The following is a 17,656-nucleotide window of genomic DNA, read 5'->3' on the forward strand; positions in this document are numbered from 1 at the left end:
GCGCTAAATCTGTTTGATCACACGTGCTGGATTGCCGACGGCCAAGCTGTCGGCAGGCACATCTTTGGTGACAACCGCCCCCGCGCCGATGACTGCACGATCACCGATGGTGACGTTGGGCAAGATGATGGCGCCTGCCCCGATCCAGCAGCCATTGCCGATTTTGATGGGGCCAGCCAAATTGACGAAATTCATCCGCTCGGGCTCATCTTCAAAAGGATAAACCATGCGCTCGCTGGCCTTGATCGGATGTCCGGCCGCCATGATTTGCACATTGGGAGCAATCAACACATCGTCGCCAATGGTGACACCGCCGCCGTCCAAAATCGAGCAATTGGTGTTGATAAAGACCTTGCTGCCGATTTTGGCGAGCTCGCCGAAGTCGATGTAAAAAGGGGGCTCAATCCACACCGGATCACCGATTTCGCCAAAGATGGGGCGCAAATGATCCATGCGGGTTTCATCATCGGGGTGAGCAAAATTGAACGCATGGCAGGCGCGGCGGGCGCGGGCGGCAATTTCGAGTAATTCGGGATCGCCGGACAGGGTTGGTTCCCCGGCAAGCATACGTTCTTTATCGGAGCGGGTCATAAAAAGCCATAGGTTTTAAATTGGTTTTATTCGCCAATTTTTACGGGGCTTTTGATGATTTGGCTAGTCAGAAATTAGGCAGATTTGTCGACGATGGTGCCTGTGCCCGGAGCGGGCATGGCTTTGGCGTTTGCCAAGCCTTGATCCAGCATGTTGATCATGGCTTTTTGCATGTCGTTTGCCGCTTTCACCATGAGCATTTGCGCTTGTTCCTGGCGCTGAGCTGATTGTTGGGCGACGACCTGTGTCACCAATGACATATTCATCTGAAGTGCCTTCCTAGCTTTTCAGTCGCGGCTATTGTCGCAAGTCAGGCTTAACAGGAACTTAACACCGCCCCAAATCCGGCCATTGACAAATCAAATCTTTTCTATAACTATATGGTTATGGAACAAGTTGGTTATGAAATGGGTGCGCAGAATTTGGATGCCGTTTTTGCGGCCTTGGCGGACCCGACGCGACGCGCAATGCTTACACGGTTGGCCGAGGGGGAAGCTTCGGTTGGGGAGTTGGCTGCGCCTTTTAAAATTAGTCAGCCTGCGATTTCAAAACATTTGAAAGTTTTGGAAAAAGCAGGGTTGGTTGAGCGGGCCATTGACGAGCAGCGGCGTCCGGCACGCTTGAAGGCGGAGCCGATGGCTGAGGCTGTGGAATGGATGAATTATTTTAAACGGTTTTGGGGAGACAGTTTTGATCAGCTTGATGAGCTGCTGGTGAAGCTTCAAGCCGAACCAAAGGGAGGGCAGGATGAGTAATCCAGCAGAATATGTATTTGAAAGAGAGTTCAACGCGCCAAGATCATTGGTGTGGAAAGCGTGGACCGATCCCGAATTATTGGCCCGCTGGTACGGACCCAATATCGAAACGAAAATTCATCACTTTGATCTCAAGCCCGGCGGTGAATGGCGCAATGAGATGGTGATGGGCGAAAAGTCCGATCATTCGGTGATGAAATTCCAAGAGGTGGCGCCCGAGGAAAAGATCGTTTGGCATCATTGTTCCGCGGATAAGGATTGGAATATTGTGTCCAACCCGATGATGCCCAATTGGCCAAAAGTGCTGCACACCACGGTAACCTTTGAAGAGGCGGGTGGTAAAACCAAGGTGACCTTGGTGCAGGTGCCGATGGATGCGACGCCAGAGGAAAACGAGACCTTCGCCAAAATGATGCGCGGCATGGATAATGGTTGGGGCTCAGGTTACAAAATCATCGACCAAATTTTGGACGAGTTGCAAAACGGCTAAATTCAGTCTGGTCGTTGTGATGAATGTAAGGCGCGCTTCGGTGCGCCTTTTTTTATTCAGCAGAAGCAGGTTTCATTCTTCTTAGGTGCATCGGCATTGTTGGAGGACTTTTCACGGCGTTCAAAAAACCGCTTGTCAAAATAAGGCATTTCTATTATGACTGACTCGTCAGTTATTATAGAAAGCGTGAAACATGCGTATAGATTGGGAACCACCGGCACCTCGAGATGGGCTTTCAGGCAGCTGGGATAAATTTGTTGGCCCCGGCGCCACCAATGCTGAAGAAGTGGTGCAACTTGGGTTGGGCGCGGTCATCGCTGTTGCGCTTGTGGCGTTGTTTTGGCAGGGCGCCACGCCAGACACTACAATTTGGCAGTGGGCATTTGTGGTAGTGTTGGCGCTCGACATTGGCGGCGGCATCGTCACCAACGCCACCTCTGCGGCGAAGCGCTGGTATCACCGCGCGGGGCATGGCAAGGGACAGCATTTCTTGTTTATTTGTGCGCACATGCTGCATTTGGGGGTGGCCGCGTGGTTGTTCGCCGACAATCCGGTCGCGTTCTTTGGTATCGCGGCAGGTGCCTTGGTGCTAGGCACCTTGATCATTCTGTTCACCCCGCTTTATTTGCAACGTCCCGTGGCCTTTGGTGTGGCGACTTTGTTTATTCTGTTGTCGTTTGTCCCGCTTTTGGCGCTGCCCAACTTGAATTGGTTGTTGCCCCTATTGGCGCTCAAATTGTTGCTGGGTCATTTGGTCAAAGAAGCGCCTTTTCAGCCGGAGCGGTAAATGTCGATTGAAATTCAAAAATGGTCGGGCAACCGACGGCAGGAATTGGCCCGCTTTCTCGCGCGGGCCTTCGCTCAAGATGCGGCGATGCGCGCAATGGTCAATGCCAATGATGACAATGCGGTTAGGCGGATGACAAAATGGTTCGACTTGACCTTAAAGCATTGGCCGGTGTCACAAGTGTTGGTTGCAGTGAAAGATGGCGAGTTGGTTGGCAGCAATATTGTCAGCTTCGGCAACAAGCCGCCGGATTGGCAATTTTTGCTGATATGGTTCGCTCAACAATGCATTGCATTGGGCCCAAGCGTGCCGCTCAATGTGATGCGCCATGAGCAAATGCGGCTTGAGACCTATAGCGCACATGCTGATCTGGTGATTGAGTTTGTGGCGGTTGATGAAAATGTGCGCGGCCAGGGGCTGGCCCGCCGCTTGTTCGACGCCGCTTATGATCAGGTTGATCGGCCGGCAAGCGTGGCGCTGGAAACTGGTAACCCGCAAAATGTGGCGATTTATCATCATATGGGGTATCAGGTGGTTGCACGCTATGAGGATGATGGCGTTGAATATGTTGTGATGACCAAATCGCTTGATGAGGAAGATTGATGCCCCGCCCGAATATGAGTGCAAAACGGATTCCCCAAATACTGGATGCTGCCATGTTGGTGTTCGCGCGGAATGGGTTACAGTCTGCTCGGTTGGAAGAGGTGGCGCTGGCCGCTGGCGTGAGTAAGGCGACCATCTATCTCTATTTCAAGAGCAAGGATGATTTGATCGCGGCGCTGATGAAACGGTTCTTTGAACAGAATATGGATGTGTTGCAGCATTTACGGCTGACCAAGGGAGATTTTCGAACAATTCTGACCGACTGGGTGGACCAGACCGAAGAAATGCTGAGCGAAAATAAAATCTTTGTCGCCATCGGGTTGGAGTTTTATTCCTATGCTGGCCGCAATGAGGCGGCGCGGAAAATGGTCCATGGTTTTTTTGTCGAGTTTCGGTGCATTCTGACCGAAATGATTGAGCAGGCACTGTCCACCCGTGGGCAATCCACTGCCCCGGCGTCGGATATTGCCTTTGGCCTGATGTCGTTGTTTGAGGGGTCCAATGTATTGGGGGCCCTGTTCAATTGGGATACGAAAATGTATCGGCAGGTCCAAACCAATATGGGGTATTTGCTGGATGGGGCCGGGCTTTAGCGCCTAGCTTTGAAATAGGCGCACTTCCGGCCGTTTGAACAACAGCACCAGCAGCATGCCGGCGATGACGCCGCCAATATGCGCCCACCACGCCACCGCGTTTGTTTGCGGCAAGATCACATAAAAGATTTGCATGGCGATCCAAGCGCCCAGCACCCAAAGCGCGGGGATGGGTAAAGGCAGCGGAATGATGATCCGCGCCAATACATAAACGCGCACTTTGGGGTAGAGCAGGATATAAGCGCCGATGACCCCGGCCACGGCGCCGGATGCCCCAACCAAGGGCGACAAATCGTCTTGATAAACGAAATAGTGCAGCGCGCCGCCGCCTGCCGCACACAAAAGATAAAACAGCAAATAGCGGAAATGCCCTAGGGCATCTTCAATATTGTCGCCAAAGACCCACAAAAACAGCATGTTCGATAAGAGGTGCAGCCAGTCGCCGTGCAGAAATGCGTAGGTGACGAAGGTGAACTCATCGGGAATAAACGGGATTTGGTCGATGCGAGCGTCGGACAACCAATAGGGCACCATGCCAAAGGTGGCGATCACATAATTTTCTGCATTTACCGGCAATAGATATTGGATGGTGAACAGAAAGGTGGTCAGCAAAATCAGCGCGTAATTGACATAGGGTTTGATGACGAAGCGTTTGGGGTTTTGGTCATAAAGGGGCAAAAACATAAACGCTTCGCTTTTCTTTTGGCGTGGATCAGCGGTGCTTGCCCGGTGTCCACAAAATATCAGATTTGCCATTATCATTGGCAATGCGCGACAACACAAACAATAAATCTGAGAGCCGATTGAGATATTTAATCGCTTGCGCGTTCACATCAGCTTCTTGTGCTTTTAGCTCGGTAGCGTCGCGCTCGGCACGGCGCACCACAGTGCGGGCCAAATGCAAATGTGCTGCCAAAGCCGACCCGCCAGGCAGCGTGAAGCTTTTTATGGGCTCCAGATGTGCATTGAAGTCGTCAATTGTTTCTTCAAGCCAAATGGTCTGGCTTTCTATAATGCGCAGCGGCTCAAAGCCAAGATCCTCCCCCGTATCCGGGGTGGCCAGATCGGAGCCCAAATCGAATAAATCATTTTGAACGCGCAGCAACACGGCATCAATTTTTTCATGATCCTTGCAGTTTAGCCGCACCAGCCCAAGGGTTGAGTTGGCCTCATCCACGGTGCCATAGGCCGCGACGCGCAGATCATATTTTGGGCGGCGGGGGCCAACCACAAGGCCCGTCGTGCCATCATCGCCAGTTTTGGTGTAAATCTTGTTGAGCTTGACCATGTCTGCCTCCTATTTGGGTGCAAAGAAGAACGCGGCGATAAACAAAAGCAACAGCGCTACGGCTTGGGCAATCACCCGCGCGCGCATCAGCTTTTGGCTGAGATTCGGGTTGCCGCCGCGGAACATATTAATCAGGCCAGCGCCAAGAATGAGGGCGACCACGGCGATGGCCGCGAAAATGAGATAGTTGAGTGCTTGATCCATAAGACAACTTTTTCTTTAACTGATTTGGGCGTCAGTATAGGGGATAAGTGCCTCCGCCAATAGGTCATAAATGACGCGGATGCGCTTTGCGCGGTGCACATCCTTATGGGCGGCGAGCCACATTTCCATGGGCGGAATTTTGAGCTGAGGCACCAAACGCGCCATGCCCGGGGTCGCATCAATCAAGCTGGCTTGTGCGAATGAAATGCCCAATCCTTGCATGGCCATTTGCCAGATGGCGGTCTGGCTGTCGGTGCGGATGGCGAAATCTTCCCGCTTGAGATCAAAGCCGATCATGCGGGCCACTTTGATGATGTCTTCCTGCCGATCGAGCCCCAGCAATTCATGGCCAAACAATTCGTCCGGCGTGGTGGGGGTGCCATGGAGATCGAGATAGGATTGGTGGGCGCAGGCGCATAGCGGCACCATGCCAATCTTTTTCGCCACCACATCCAACTGGCTGGGGCGGAACATGCGGATGGCGATGTCGGCCTCGCGCAGCAAAAGATTTTCTGCCGAATCGGAGGGCACCATTTCCAATTGAATTGTCGGATAGGTTTGGCGCGCCTTTTTCAAAATGCCGGGCAAGATGTGATGGGATAATATTTGCGAGGCGGTGATGCGCACGGTGCCATCCAGCAATTGGGTGCTGCCGCTGGCCATGAGCTGCGCTTCGGCGAGTGATGATTTGGCGCTGCGCACAGTGTTGACCATTTGATGCGCGAGTTGGGTGGGGTTTAAGCCGCGGCCCGTACGGTCGAACAAAACCACATTGAGGCTGGTTTCCAATTCTTCAATATGGCGGCCAATGGTGGGCTGTGACGCGCCTAGCTTTCGCGCCGCGGCGGAAAGCGAACCCTCTTCCATCACCGCGAGAAAGGATCGCCACAAAAACCAATCCGGTTCGATTGTATGGGTATTCATATTTGAATATCTCAAATGCAGTTTCAGTAAATTTTCATTTGAATATGAATATACCATCTTAGGTCCATCAGCAATGAAGGGATCAAGATCATGACAGACAACAGCAATCAAACAGTCGCAATTTTGGGCATTAATGGCCGGATTGGCCAGTTCGCCGCCAAAGCCTTTATCGATGCGGGATGGCAGGTGAAAGGGTTTGGCCGCGCCAATCGGGCGCCATTTCAAGGATTTGAATTTGTCGAAGGCGACGCCTTCAATCTAAAAGATATGCAGCGTGCGGTGGAAGGCGCCGATGTGGTCGTGCATGCGCTCAACCTGCCTTACGATAAGTGGGCTGATGATGAGAAAGGTGCTGTGCAACTCAATCGCGTGGTGCTCGAGGCGATGAAGGGCAGTGGCAAAACGCTCTTGTTTGCAGGCAATATCTATAATTATGGCGCCAAAGATCACAAGCTGACGCCAGACTTGCCGCAGCATCCGGCCACGGACAAAGGCGAAATTCGGGTGCAGATGGAGCAGGAAATGGTGGACGCTGGTCGCACGCATAATTTCCAAGTGCTGATCATTCGCGCCAGCGATTTTTTCGGACCGGATGCGACAGGCAGTTGGTTTGATTTGGCGATTGGGCGTGAGTTTAACAAAGGCAAAATCACCCGCATTTGCGATGGCAAAACCTTGCACAGTTGGGCCTATTTGCCAGATTTGGGACGGGTGTTTGAGAAGATTGCGGGGCACCGCGACCAGCTCGGCGCCTATGAGAATTTCCATTTCGCCGGCTATCGGGTGACGGGCGATCAATTGATCGCCACCATTCAGGCGGCGCTGCCCACCAGCTTTAAAGTGGTGCAACTGCCGTGGTGGGTGTTCAACACCATGGCCTTGTTCAATCCAATGATGCGCGAGATCGTGAAGATGCGTTATTTGTGGCAGGAGCCTCATCAGTTGGTGGACCCGAAACTCGACGCGATTTTAGGGCCAAATTTCGGCACGCCGTTTGAGCGGGCTGTGGCCGAAACCACCTACAGCCTTTTGCCCGAGAGTGAGTTGGCCAAACTCAAGACCAACTTGGCGGCCTAACACGTGGCCTCAATCCATTCCAATGGCGGCGCGCACTTGTTGTGCGCTCCAGCCTTGTTGGCGCAGCTCTTTCAGGCTTTGCGCCTTTTTTGATTTTGACAATTTTTCCGCCGCCTCGTCGCGGATCAAATCATGATGGTGATAAAGCGGCTCGGGCAAATCCAAGACTATTTGCAACACACGGTGAATAGCTGTTGCGAAATAAAGGTCTTTGCCTCGGGTCACATGGCTGATGTGTTGAACAGCATCGTCCAGCACAACGCTGAGATGATAAGATGTGGGTGTATCCTTGCGCACCAAAATCACATCGCCCCATGCCATAGGGTCGGTATTGATCGTATGGATGGTTTTGAGGTCGGCTTCCATTTCCATCCAGGTGGGCGTGCCGGTTTGCGCCAGTGCTTTTTGCATATTCAACCGGTAGCTATGGGGCATGTTTTTCGCCAGCTTGTCGCTGATCTCATCCGCTGATAAGTGCCTGCAGGTGCCGGGATAGATCGGCGCGCCATCCGGGTCGGTACGTGCGTCAGCGTTTTCCCGAATTTGCTTGCGGCTGCAAAAGCATGGATAGAGCAACCCGCGTTGCTTCAGCGTTTCGGCGGCGGTGCGGTAGCGGTCAAAATTGTCCGATTGCTTTGTGGCTTCGCCGTCATGTTCAAAACCAATCCAGTCCAAATCATCCAGCATTTGCTGCAACAGTTCTGGTGTGCAGCGCGCCTGATCAATATCTTCGATACGCAGCAAAGTGCGGCCGCCCAATTGATGGGCGATCCGGTTGGTCAGCAGCGCAGAAAAAGCATGGCCCAAATGCAAATGCCCATTCGGGCTGGGCGCGAAGCGCAAAACGGGTTGTGTTTTTGTTGTCATAGAGCAAAGCTGGGTTGAACAATATCTTTGTCTAGCACGGACCCATGCCATGCATAAAGAACGATTGAAAAGCCGAGAAGTTTTGGACGTGCATTTAAAGGGTCTGGCGCAATGTGATCCCCGGTTGGAGCCGGTGATTGCCCAGTGCGAAGAGGTGCCATTGCGCGAGTCGGCGGATGGGTTTGAGGGAATGGCCAAAATTGTGGTCGGGCAACAAGTATCCGTCGCGGCGGCGTCTGCCATTTGGGGACGGTTCGCTGGGCTGATGGATAATGTGTGTGCCGCCGAGTTTTTGGCCCATCCGGAGGAATCGGTGCGCGGGGCGGGCTTATCCGCCAGCAAGTTCCGCACCCTTTGTGGTGTGGCCGAGGCAGAGCAGTCGGGTGCATTACAATTCGACCAGTTGGTGCATTTGCCCCCGGACGAAGCCATTGACCAACTCACCCAGCTTAAAGGCATTGGGCCATGGACGGCAGAAATCTATTTGCTGTTTTGTTTGGGGCATCCAGATATTTTCCCCGCGGGCGATCTGGCCTTGCAAAAAATGGTGGGGCATATAAACGGGCTGGAAGATGTGCCAAAAGAAAAAGAAACGCGGGCGCTGACCGAGATCTGGTCGCCCTATCGCGGCGCAGCCTCACGATTGATGTGGCGCTATTTTGCCGTGCTGAAAGATAAAGAAGGAATTGTTTTATGAGTTCTTCCCACCAATTGAACGGCCCGACCCTTGCGCCCTCGAATGGCGAAAAGGCGAAAAAACTTGTGATTTTGCTGCATGGCTATGGATCGGATGGGCAAGACTTGATCGGATTGGGCCAATATTGGACTAAAGATTTTCCGCATGTGGGGTTCTTCTCGCCCAATGCACCGCATCAGTGCGGCATGAACCCCATGGGCTATGAATGGTTCCCCTTGGCGGTGGAGCGGATCGGGAATAAGAACACCGATTATCGGGGCGGTGCGGAAAGCGCCTATCCCGCCATTCGCGATTTTGTATTGGCGCGCACGGAAGAGGCGGGCTTGGAGCTGGGTGATGTGCTGCTGGGCGGCTTTTCCCAAGGGGCGATGATGGCGCTTTATACCGGATTGCGGTTTGAAACACCGTTGGCGGGTATTTTAGGGTTCTCCGGCAAAATGATCGATCTCGAGCAGGCAGGTGAGGTGATTAAGTCGAAGCCCCCTGTTTGCTTGGTGCATGGGGAAATGGACGAGGTGGTGCCGCTCGCGGGCAGTGTTGATGCCGCTGCGGCGCTGGAAGCGCAAGGTCTTGACGTGCGTCTCAAGCAATGTCCTGGCACAGGCCATGGGATTTCAATGGACGGGCTTGAGTTTGCGGCAGCGTTCTTAAGCCAGCACTTGGGCAAGGGCGCCTAATTGGCTGCGACGCGCCAGCGCCGATTTTGCAAAAATGGAACAAACGCTTCACATAACTGACATGTTCAGCCTACAATAGTTAATACAAGTTAACTGAGTGATTCCATTTTAAGGAGGAAGGCGTGACCCTGCATGTGTCACCCGAATCTCTTCCGGCGCTGGTACTCAATGCTGATTATCGGCCCCTGAGTTATTATCCACTATCCTTGTGGTCGTGGCAGGACGCGATTAAGGCCGTGTGCCTTGAGCGGGTTAACATTGTTTCTGAATATGATCGGGTGGTCAAAAGCCCCAGCTTTGAGATGCAATTGCCCAGCGTGGTTAGCCTCAAATCCTATGTGAAGCCCACGGGGAACCCGGCGTTCACGCGCTTTAATGTGTTTTTGCGTGACCATTTTGAGTGCCAATATTGCCACTCCCGAGATGATTTGACCTTTGATCATTTGATCCCGCGGTCGCGCGGCGGGCGTACCACGTGGGAAAATGTGGTCACGGCCTGTTCGCCTTGCAATTTGCGCAAAGCCAACAAGATGCCGAAAGACATCAATATGTGGCCAACGCAAATGCCTTATCGGCCCTCGACCTATGATTTGCAGGCCAATGGCCGCAAATTTCCACCCAACCATTTGCATGAAAGTTGGATGGATTATCTTTATTGGGATATTGAGCTGGAGCCGTAATATCGGCCCCTTTGCTCCGTTCGGTGGCTGTCGCGTTTAAGCGATTTTTTGCACGCTCTTTTTGGTTGCCAGCGCAAAGATGGCAGCAATCACCAGTGACACGATTGTGTTCATGCCGGCAAAGCTGAGGCCGAAAAAGCGCACGCTGGCGCGATCGCAGGGCACCACGCGTGATCCGTCAATATTGCTCAACTGATCCAGGCTAATGCCGTCGCCCATGCCACTACATGTGTTGGGCCCGGGCCAAAAGCCCCATTCTACCCCAGCATGATATCCGGCTTGATAAGTGCTCCACAAAAAGATCAGCAACATGGCGGAGACCAAAGTGGTCACCATGATTTTGGACAATTTGATCCAAAAGATCAGGGCCAGCAGCAAAATGGGAATGGCGATATAATAGGGGTTGCGTTGCGCATAGCACAATTCGCACGGCTGATAATTCATCACATATTGGAAGAAATAGACGCTGAGGATGGTCAACACCGAAAGACCAAAGCCGATAATGGTCAGGCTCTTCACGCTCAAATTATCAAAGTTCATCTCGTCCCCCATCAAAACATAAACTTCACGGCCACGAAGCCGCCCACCAGCAGGGCGCAACCTAAAAAGAACATCAGCCCCAGGCGCTTCTCAATGAATTCCTTAATCGGTGGACCAAAGAAGTAGAGAAGTCCAGCGACGATGAAAAAGCGCAGGCCGCGCGCCACTATGGATGACAGGATAAATATGGGCAGATTAAGGCCAGTGGCCCCGGAGGCGATGGTGATCACCTTATAGGGGAAGGGTGTGAGCCCGAACACAAAAACGATCAGCAAGCCCCATTCATTAAAGGCCTCCTGGAACTGTTCAAATTTGTGCCAATAGCCATAAAACTCGAGGATGGGTTGGGCCACAGCTTCCAGCAAAAAGGCCCCAATCAAATAGCCGAACAGGCCACCAACAACTGATGTAATGGTGCAAATAAGGGCAAAACGCCAAGCGCTTTCGCGTTTGGAAAGCACCATGGGGATCAACATAATGTCTGGCGGAATCGGAAAGAATGAGCTTTCCGCAAATGAGATGGCGCCCAGCGCTTTGGGGGCATCCTTTGACGCGCCCAGCGCCAAAACCCAGTCATAAAGTTTTCTAATCACAAGCATTTCCCAAAAATTTATCCCGCAAACCCGGGTAAAATGAGGGTTTAGATGTAAACAGTTTCAAATTAGTGTCAATCAGTGATTGACGGGGGCGAAACTTTACGATATTTCGCATCTCCATCACCTTAGTGCGGGTGTGGCGGAACTGGTAGACGCGCGGGATTCAAAATCCCGTTCCTTCGGGAGTGGGGGTTCGATTCCCTCCACCCGCACCAAATATTTTCTTGATGATCTTCCCAAAAAATCTAGTGACCGAAATGTCTGTGGCCATTGTCGCAGCCTTAATTGTGCTGTTTGAAATTTGGGCCGCCGCAAATCTGTTGCCTCCCTTCATGTGAGGTTCATCGCCGATCCCTTATTGTCCGATTTGGCAACGATATATGTTCTACAGCGCCGATGAAATTGGGTGCCCTACGCAAAACAATGTGTTGGCGAAAATGGAACCGAAACTCAACTCACGCATTTCTTGTTTAACGTGTGCATATCAAAACATATGCAAAAAACATGAACAGCGGGACAGGTTAGTGCCTGCGGTCGAGCATATAATCGTTTGATTTCTCAGAACAATAAGGAATATGCCCATGCGCAATGCGCTTATAACAAACACGATGCTGGCGGTGCTCAGTTTAGCGCCCCTGCAGGCGATAGCCCAAGAGGAAGCCAGTCAGGAAGCGCCGCAAGAGCAAACAGCGCCACAGGATGCAAGCCAAGCCACGCCAGCTGATGTTGTTGTGGCTTACGAGCAATATGCAGAGGCCATATTGTCGTTCAGGCAGGCTGAGGTTGAAGCTGAAACTGTGCTTGAAGCCCGCGAAAGCCTTTTGGACATTTGTGTCAGTCTTGAAATGCCGGATTTGTCGGCCTGTCTCGATCAATATATCGCACCAGAAATGCGTGTCGCCAATGATATTGAACCTCTAGAGCCTGAGGCGGCAGAGTCTTCGAGCGTCCTTGAAGTTGAAACTGAGGCCGCAGTTGAAGCGGCTGCGGAACCACTTGAAGGTGAGGGTGTGTTGGACACGCCAGCAGCAGAAGTTCAACAAGAACCTGCAAGCGAAGAGACAGCTACCCAGGAAACAGCCACTGAAGAAACGGCGAGCCAGGAAACTTCAAACCAAGAAGCGCCGGTCGAATTGATTGCAGCATATGAAGAATATGTGTCAGCCCGGTTTGCCTTTGATCAGGTTCAGGCCGAAGGTGGCGATGTTGAAGCTGCGGCCGATACGGCGATGATGGCGCGCGAGTATCTTGTTGAGGTGTGCGCAAGTCTGGGTGTGCCAGAGCTAGAGGCGTGCCTTGATCAATACATTGCGCCTGACATGCGCATAGCGAACGATTTGGCGCCGTTGAAATTTGAGGCAACCCAAGAAAGCGAAGCGGTACTCGAAGCTCCAGAAGCAGAGGCCACAACTGAAGGTCAGGTTGAAGCAGAAGCCTCAACATCTGAAATGGATGCTGGAAGCATAGACCAGCCTGTTGATGAAGCCACGGAGTTGCTTGAATCAGCTCAAAATGTAGAAGCTGAGACAGGTCCGGAAGATGTCGCGCCGGTGCTCGACAGCGCCAAGGAAGAAACTTCAACCCCGGTTGAAGGTGAAGCCGAGGTGGCAGCGGATACTGAGGCGAGCGCTTCCAGTGAAACTGAGGTGAAAGAAGACGTAAAAGCAGAAGACACTGCCGATACAACACCACCAGAAAATGATGCCGAGGCTCAAGAAGCGACAACGCAGATGGACGTCACCTCAATTACCGCAGAAGAAGGTGAGCGCCTTGCCGCCACTGACGAAAGCGCTGTCACGCGTGGTGCGCCCGAAGATGCTGAAGTGATGGAGCAAAGCACCACCGACTTCAGAGTTGTTTTCCAATTCAACAATCAAGTGATCGTTGAAAATCAGGACAATTCACGTCTGGAGCAGGAAGCGGACGAAACCTATATTGAGCGTTTGAGCAATGGCCGCATCCGCGAAACCATCCTGCGCGCAAACGGTACTGCGATTGTGACCATTTATAACCGCAATGGCGACATTATCCGCCGATCACGCTTTACCGCTGACGGTGAGGAACAGGTTTTGGTTTATGTCGACGAAGCCTATGAACAGGACTTGTTGGAGTGGCGCGATCCTGCCTTGGATCTTGGTCCCTTGCGTTTGGACATCCCAGTTTCAGAATATGTGCTGGATGCCGACAATGCCAATGAGGATGAACTGGTACAGTTTCTAGACCAGCCGCCCGTTGAGCGTGTGCAGCGCCTCTACTCTGTGAATGAGGTGAAGCGTTCTGCGCGGGTTCGCGATATGGTGCGTCGCCTCGAGATTGGCGGCCTCACCTTTGAGACCAACAAAGCCACGATCCCAACCGATCAAGTGGCCAGCCTGACCAATGTGGCCAATGCTATGCTTGACATGTTGGAAGAAAACCCAGCTGAGACCTTCCTTATTGAGGGTCACACAGATGCTGTTGGCGGCGAGATATATAATCTGGCGCTGTCTGATCGACGTGCGGAAACAGTTGCGGTGATCTTAAGCCGAGCCTTTGGTGTGCCGCCTGAGAACTTGGCGACACAAGGATATGGCGAACGCTATCTCAAGATCCGTACGCAACAGGCTGATCGGCGAAATAGACGGGTGACAATTAAGCGGATTACACCTCTTATTTCACCAGTTGCACGACGCTAAATTCCAAGAGAGCCCCGCACTTCGGTGCGGGGCTTTTTTTGTTCTATTGCTGGTCAAGCAGGTTCAGCACTTCCCGTGTGAGTTCGCTGAAGCCGCGTCCAGACGGCTCATTGTTGCCAACATTTGTGGCAAATGCGATTGAGGCGTTGGTTTTTGGATCATTGACCAAAAAGGCATACCACATGGTGTTCGACCCATTGTGAGACAGGCTTAAGCCACCATCATCACGATAGCTCAACCAAATCCATCCTGCGGCATAGAGTGGGTGTTCTTCACTGACTTGCGGTGGCGCCGTGTGTAGCCATTTGGCGGTTTCGGCGGAAAGGTAATCGCTTTCGCCGCGTTCGGCAGCGAGGTGCATCTGCCCATAGCTTGCCAAATCTTGCAGGCTCATATGCGCAACGCCAGCTGGTCCCATGATTGCTGAATTGTCAGACTCTGGTTTTTCTGGATCAATGGCTGTGGTCAACAGCATCCATTTCTTGGCATGGCCCCAAGGGTTGTCCCCTTTGGGTGCGCCAAAGCCGGCGCTTTCCAAACCCAGCGGTTCGAAAACCTCTTGTTCGATCAATTTCTCCCACGGCATTTGAGCGACCTTCGCGGCGAGGACGCCCGCGATGGTATAGCCGATATTGGAATATTCAAATGTCGTGCCCGGTTGGTGGGTGGGCGCTTTTGCCATAATTTTCAGCACTGCCTCGTCACGTGCCTGATCAAGCGCGGCTTGATTTTCAAACGTGCGGTTAAAGAGCACGCCAAGGCCGAAATTGGCTTTGGCACCACTGAGATGCCGCAGCAATTGGGCAATGGTGACCTGCCGCCAGGCGGGATCAATTTGATCTGCCTTTTCGGGCCAAAGATCGCCTATTGTATCATCAAAGGACAGTTTTCCCTGGTCCACGAGACGGCCAATCGCTGTGGCTGTCATTGATTTGGTGATCGACCCCAAATGCCATTTATCGTTCGAGGCGACGGGGTTGTCGCGGTCCTTTTGTCGTGATCCGAAAACCCCTTGGGCGATGATTTTTCCATCCTGCATCACCACACCCGAATTGCCAAATTGGCTGGCTTCTTGTGCAATGCGCGGCAGCTGTTGGTCGATCAGCGTTTGAATTTTGGCGTCTATGTCTTGGCGGTTCGTCTCTTGGGCTTGGGCCGACATGAAAAAACCTTGCGTCAAAAGGATCAAAAGGATCAAAAGGGTTAGGGCGATAATCGGTTTTGAGTGGGTGTGATGAAGCATGTTGAGCTCACTTTTCTTCGCCTATTTAGGCTAGTGCGCGACATCCTTAGGTTCAAGAGGCGTCGTGTTGTTCAGGGCGATATTCGGCGTGCCATTTGAGCGCACCCCGACCGGACAAAACTTTAGACCAGGGCAAAAATTTGCCGCAATATTGGGCCAGTGATTGCCAGCAGCGCCCCGTGAGGGTAGAACTTAAGCCGTAAATTTGATGTCGGGGTTTTCATGCGTTCATTTTGTCGTGTCATTTTGCTCGTCTTGACGTTTTTGTTGAGCGCTGGGCCGGGGATTGCGTTGCCGCAGCTCCTGATCGACATGCGCACAGGCGAGGTATTGTTTGAAAAGGATGCGGGCCGCCCTTGGCATCCGGCCTCGTTGACCAAATTGATGACCGCCTATGCCGCGTTTGAAGCGGTGGACGCGGGGCGTCTTACGCTTGAGACGCCTGTTGTGATGTCCGAAAATGCATTGAAAGCGCCGCCGAGCAAAATGGGCTTTCCGGTGGGCACGGCGGTGACGTTGGAAGACGCGCTTTATTTGATGCTGGTGAAGTCTGCCAATGATGTGGCCATCGCTATTGGGGAGACTGTTGCGGGAACTGAACCTGAATTTGTGCGGTTGATGAACAGTCACGCTGCGAATTTGGGTCTTACGGCCACGCGCTTTGCCAATCCCAACGGGTTGCACGACCCCAACCAGGTCACGTCCGCGCGGGACATTGCGATCCTGGCGTTTGTGATCAGGTCGCGCTATCCGCAATATGATGAGATTTTCGAAACTCGCGCGGTCAAGTTCGGGAAATCGACGTTAGAATCCTACAATATCTTGTTGGAAAAATTTCGTGGCACAACCGGCATGAAAACCGGATTTGTTTGTGCCTCTGGGTTGAATATTGTTGCGACCGCACGGCGCAATGGCCGCGAGCTTATGGCCGTGGTGTTTGGTGGCGTGACGGCGCGTGAACGCGGAGAGTTGGCCGCGTTGCTTTTGGAGCGCGGCTTTCAGGGGCGTTATGGCGGCACGCGCAAAAGTGTGACGCAAATTCCAAATTTGGCGATTGCGCCGGTCGACATGCGGCCGCAGGTTTGTGGGGCGGAAGCCAAAACCTATTTGGCGTCTCGTAAGGCTGAATTTCCGTTCGGACTTGAAGGGCAGATCAGCTATTTGAACGACGATTTGGTGCGGCGTGAAGTGCGGATAAACACGCTGGGTAAACTGGTGGATGTTGAACTGCCGCGTCCGCGCCCGGCCTATGCTTTTGTGCCGGAGCAAGTGGCTTTGCCGCGCCCACGGCCGATCATTCTACGCTAAGCGCGCTCTATTATACTTCAATTCGAGATCAATCAGCTTTTGCTTTCGCCACAAGCCGCCACCATAGCCGGCGAGCTGGCCATCCGCGCCGATGACGCGATGGCACGGAATGATGATCGCGATTTGGTTGGCACCATTGGCCCGGGCCACGGCACGCGCGGCATTGGGTTGGCCGATCTTTTTTGCCAAGGCGCCATAGCTTGTGGTTTCGCCTACGGGGATGTCCTGCAACTCGCGCCAGACCTGGTTGGTGAATGCGGTGCCGTGCAATGCGAGTTTTAAATCAAATTGGGCCCGATCACCGGCGAAAAATTCCGCCAATTGCGCTTTTGTGATTTCCAAAGCCGGGGTGGTGCCAAACCCCATTTGACCTTTGGCGGTTTTAAACAATTTGCCGAGTTCTGTGGGTAGGGCTTTGCGGTCATGAAATTCCAGCAAATGCAAATGGGTCGCGTCGGCAACGGCCACCATGGTGCCCAAGGGCGTGTCAAACCAATCGGCCTTTAGCGGGGCATCGGCGCAAAAATCACTGGGTTTAAGGCCAATATGTTTGGCAAAGGCCGTGCGAAAGGCGCTGGCCGATGAAAAGCCTGCATCGAGCTGCGCATCGATCATTTTGCCGCCTGCCTGCAAGGTGGTGAAGCTGTTACGTAAACGACGAAGGCGCGCCATCTCCAAAAAGGTGATGCCAAACTGCCGTTTGAATGCGCGGCGCACGGTGGATGGATCTAAGCCCAACTTGACAATATCGCGTTCCTGCCAGAAATGGTCGGGGCGTTCCTCCAATGCTGACACAAGGCTGCGAATGGCGGTGTTGCCATCGGCTTCGCTGGTGGTTGGGTGGCATTTTTTGCAGGCGCGATAGCCCATTTCGAGCGCCTCGCTGGCGGTTTCGAAAAAGGTGCAATTTTCCCGCTTTGGCTTTCGCGCCGGACAGGTGAGGCGGCAAAAAATGCGGGTGGACGCGACGCCGACAAAAACACGTCCGTCAAACGCCGGGTCGCGGTTTAAGAGGGCCTGATAAAGCTGATCATCATTGGGTAATTGAAATAACATGTGCC

Annotated in this window: 22 protein-coding genes and 1 tRNA gene; 12 read left to right on the top strand and 11 right to left on the bottom strand. The window is 52.8% G+C overall.

The genetic code is table 11. The annotated features are described in order from the left end of the window. Positions 1-3 precede the first annotated feature (3 nt). Both MXMO3_RS19015 and MXMO3_RS02550 read right to left on the bottom strand, forming a co-directional pair. Positions 4-591 (bottom strand): sugar O-acetyltransferase, encoded by a 588-nt coding sequence (locus MXMO3_RS19015; protein WP_027836005.1) that lies wholly within the window; start codon positions 589-591, stop codon positions 4-6. Between the two features lie 74 nt (positions 592-665). Next, a complete protein-coding gene (locus MXMO3_RS02550) occupies positions 666-857 on the bottom strand; it encodes a hypothetical protein (RefSeq protein ID WP_036223394.1) in 192 nt (63 codons plus the stop codon). 141 nt (positions 858-998) lie between these two features. Here MXMO3_RS02550 and MXMO3_RS02555 point away from each other — a divergent pair, with 141 nt between their 5' ends. From MXMO3_RS02555 to MXMO3_RS02575, 5 genes are all read left to right on the top strand, one after another. Beyond that, positions 999-1,346, top strand: a complete 348-nt coding sequence (locus MXMO3_RS02555; protein ID WP_205468063.1) for an ArsR/SmtB family transcription factor — start codon at positions 999-1,001, stop codon at positions 1,344-1,346. Then, a complete protein-coding gene (locus MXMO3_RS02560) occupies positions 1,339-1,836 on the top strand; it encodes an SRPBCC family protein (protein WP_117394839.1) in 498 nt (165 codons plus the stop codon). Before MXMO3_RS02555 ends, MXMO3_RS02560 begins: the two co-directional genes overlap by 8 nt. A gap of 193 nt (positions 1,837-2,029) precedes the next feature. Continuing rightward, entirely contained in the window at positions 2,030-2,623 is a 594-nt protein-coding gene (locus tag MXMO3_RS02565) for a hypothetical protein (RefSeq protein ID WP_117394840.1), read from the top strand. Beyond that, complete coding sequence (locus tag MXMO3_RS02570) at positions 2,624-3,226, top strand: GNAT family N-acetyltransferase (RefSeq protein WP_117394841.1); 603 nt, start codon at positions 2,624-2,626, stop codon at positions 3,224-3,226. Beyond that, complete coding sequence (locus MXMO3_RS02575) at positions 3,226-3,819, top strand: TetR/AcrR family transcriptional regulator (protein ID WP_117394842.1); 594 nt, start codon at positions 3,226-3,228, stop codon at positions 3,817-3,819. Before MXMO3_RS02570 ends, MXMO3_RS02575 begins: the two co-directional genes overlap by 1 nt. 3 nt (positions 3,820-3,822) lie before the next feature. Here the strand turns inward: MXMO3_RS02575 and MXMO3_RS02580 are convergent, their stop codons facing one another. The 4 genes from MXMO3_RS02580 to MXMO3_RS02595 are packed head-to-tail and all read right to left on the bottom strand — an operon-like array spanning position 3,823 to position 6,235. Continuing rightward, on the bottom strand, positions 3,823-4,503 hold the full coding sequence (locus MXMO3_RS02580; RefSeq protein ID WP_162889103.1) for a rhomboid family intramembrane serine protease: 681 nt from the start codon (positions 4,501-4,503) through the stop codon (positions 3,823-3,825). A gap of 28 nt (positions 4,504-4,531) precedes the next feature. Further along, positions 4,532-5,107 carry a cob(I)yrinic acid a,c-diamide adenosyltransferase gene (locus MXMO3_RS02585; RefSeq protein ID WP_117394844.1) on the bottom strand — a complete coding sequence of 192 codons (576 nt, stop codon included), beginning with the start codon at positions 5,105-5,107 and terminating at the stop codon, positions 4,532-4,534. A gap of 9 nt (positions 5,108-5,116) precedes the next feature. After that, a complete protein-coding gene (locus MXMO3_RS02590; protein WP_027836013.1) occupies positions 5,117-5,311 on the bottom strand; it encodes a twin transmembrane helix small protein in 195 nt (64 codons plus the stop codon). Between the two features lie 15 nt (positions 5,312-5,326). Continuing rightward, complete coding sequence (locus tag MXMO3_RS02595; RefSeq protein WP_117394845.1) at positions 5,327-6,235, bottom strand: LysR family transcriptional regulator; 909 nt, start codon at positions 6,233-6,235, stop codon at positions 5,327-5,329. Positions 6,236-6,325: 90 nt separating this feature from the next. Between MXMO3_RS02595 and MXMO3_RS02600 the strand changes: the two genes are divergently transcribed. Then, positions 6,326-7,312 carry an NAD-dependent epimerase/dehydratase family protein gene (locus tag MXMO3_RS02600; RefSeq protein ID WP_117394846.1) on the top strand — a complete coding sequence of 329 codons (987 nt, stop codon included), beginning with the start codon at positions 6,326-6,328 and terminating at the stop codon, positions 7,310-7,312. Between the two features lie 9 nt (positions 7,313-7,321). Here the strand turns inward: MXMO3_RS02600 and gluQRS are convergent, their stop codons facing one another. After that, positions 7,322-8,179 carry a tRNA glutamyl-Q(34) synthetase GluQRS gene (gluQRS, locus tag MXMO3_RS02605; RefSeq protein ID WP_117394847.1) on the bottom strand — a complete coding sequence of 286 codons (858 nt, stop codon included), beginning with the start codon at positions 8,177-8,179 and terminating at the stop codon, positions 7,322-7,324. A gap of 49 nt (positions 8,180-8,228) precedes the next feature. Here gluQRS and MXMO3_RS02610 point away from each other — a divergent pair, with 49 nt between their 5' ends. The 3 genes from MXMO3_RS02610 (at position 8,229) to MXMO3_RS02620 (ending at position 10,233) form a co-directional block, all read left to right on the top strand. Continuing rightward, positions 8,229-8,876 carry a DNA-3-methyladenine glycosylase family protein gene (locus tag MXMO3_RS02610; RefSeq protein WP_117394848.1) on the top strand — a complete coding sequence of 216 codons (648 nt, stop codon included), beginning with the start codon at positions 8,229-8,231 and terminating at the stop codon, positions 8,874-8,876. Continuing rightward, positions 8,873-9,553, top strand: a complete 681-nt coding sequence (locus MXMO3_RS02615) for an alpha/beta hydrolase (protein ID WP_117394849.1) — start codon at positions 8,873-8,875, stop codon at positions 9,551-9,553. Before MXMO3_RS02610 ends, MXMO3_RS02615 begins: the two co-directional genes overlap by 4 nt. Before the next feature lie 122 nt (positions 9,554-9,675). Then, complete coding sequence (locus MXMO3_RS02620) at positions 9,676-10,233, top strand: HNH endonuclease (protein WP_027836018.1); 558 nt, start codon at positions 9,676-9,678, stop codon at positions 10,231-10,233. 36 nt (positions 10,234-10,269) lie between these two features. Here MXMO3_RS02620 and MXMO3_RS02625 read toward each other — a convergent pair whose 3' ends face one another. Next, positions 10,270-10,773 carry a disulfide bond formation protein B gene (locus tag MXMO3_RS02625; RefSeq protein WP_162889104.1) on the bottom strand — a complete coding sequence of 168 codons (504 nt, stop codon included), beginning with the start codon at positions 10,771-10,773 and terminating at the stop codon, positions 10,270-10,272. Positions 10,774-10,784: 11 nt separating this feature from the next. After that, on the bottom strand, positions 10,785-11,366 hold the full coding sequence (locus MXMO3_RS02630) for a YqaA family protein (protein ID WP_027836019.1): 582 nt from the start codon (positions 11,364-11,366) through the stop codon (positions 10,785-10,787). 133 nt (positions 11,367-11,499) lie between these two features. Here MXMO3_RS02630 and MXMO3_RS02635 point away from each other — a divergent pair. Both MXMO3_RS02635 and MXMO3_RS18920 read left to right on the top strand, forming a co-directional pair. Then, positions 11,500-11,584: transfer RNA gene (locus MXMO3_RS02635), tRNA-Leu, on the top strand. 366 nt (positions 11,585-11,950) lie between these two features. After that, positions 11,951-14,044, top strand: coding sequence for an OmpA family protein (locus MXMO3_RS18920; RefSeq protein WP_245985788.1), 2,094 nt, complete (start codon positions 11,951-11,953; stop codon positions 14,042-14,044). 43 nt (positions 14,045-14,087) lie between these two features. Here MXMO3_RS18920 and MXMO3_RS02645 read toward each other — a convergent pair whose 3' ends face one another. Further along, a complete protein-coding gene (locus MXMO3_RS02645; RefSeq protein WP_117394851.1) occupies positions 14,088-15,287 on the bottom strand; it encodes a serine hydrolase domain-containing protein in 1,200 nt (399 codons plus the stop codon). A 222-nt stretch (positions 15,288-15,509) separates the two neighbouring features. Here MXMO3_RS02645 and MXMO3_RS02650 point away from each other — a divergent pair, with 222 nt between their 5' ends. Next, positions 15,510-16,595, top strand: coding sequence for a D-alanyl-D-alanine carboxypeptidase family protein (locus MXMO3_RS02650; protein ID WP_051214061.1), 1,086 nt, complete (start codon positions 15,510-15,512; stop codon positions 16,593-16,595). Here the strand turns inward: MXMO3_RS02650 and MXMO3_RS02655 are convergent. Next, complete coding sequence (locus tag MXMO3_RS02655) at positions 16,587-17,651, bottom strand: bifunctional transcriptional activator/DNA repair enzyme AdaA (protein ID WP_117394852.1); 1,065 nt, start codon at positions 17,649-17,651, stop codon at positions 16,587-16,589. The genes MXMO3_RS02650 and MXMO3_RS02655 overlap by 9 nt on opposite strands. Positions 17,652-17,656: the final 5 nt, after the last annotated feature.

It is taken from the genome of Maritalea myrionectae (assembly GCF_003433515.1).
In the GTDB taxonomy this organism is placed as follows: domain Bacteria; phylum Pseudomonadota; class Alphaproteobacteria; order Rhizobiales; family Devosiaceae; genus Maritalea; species Maritalea myrionectae.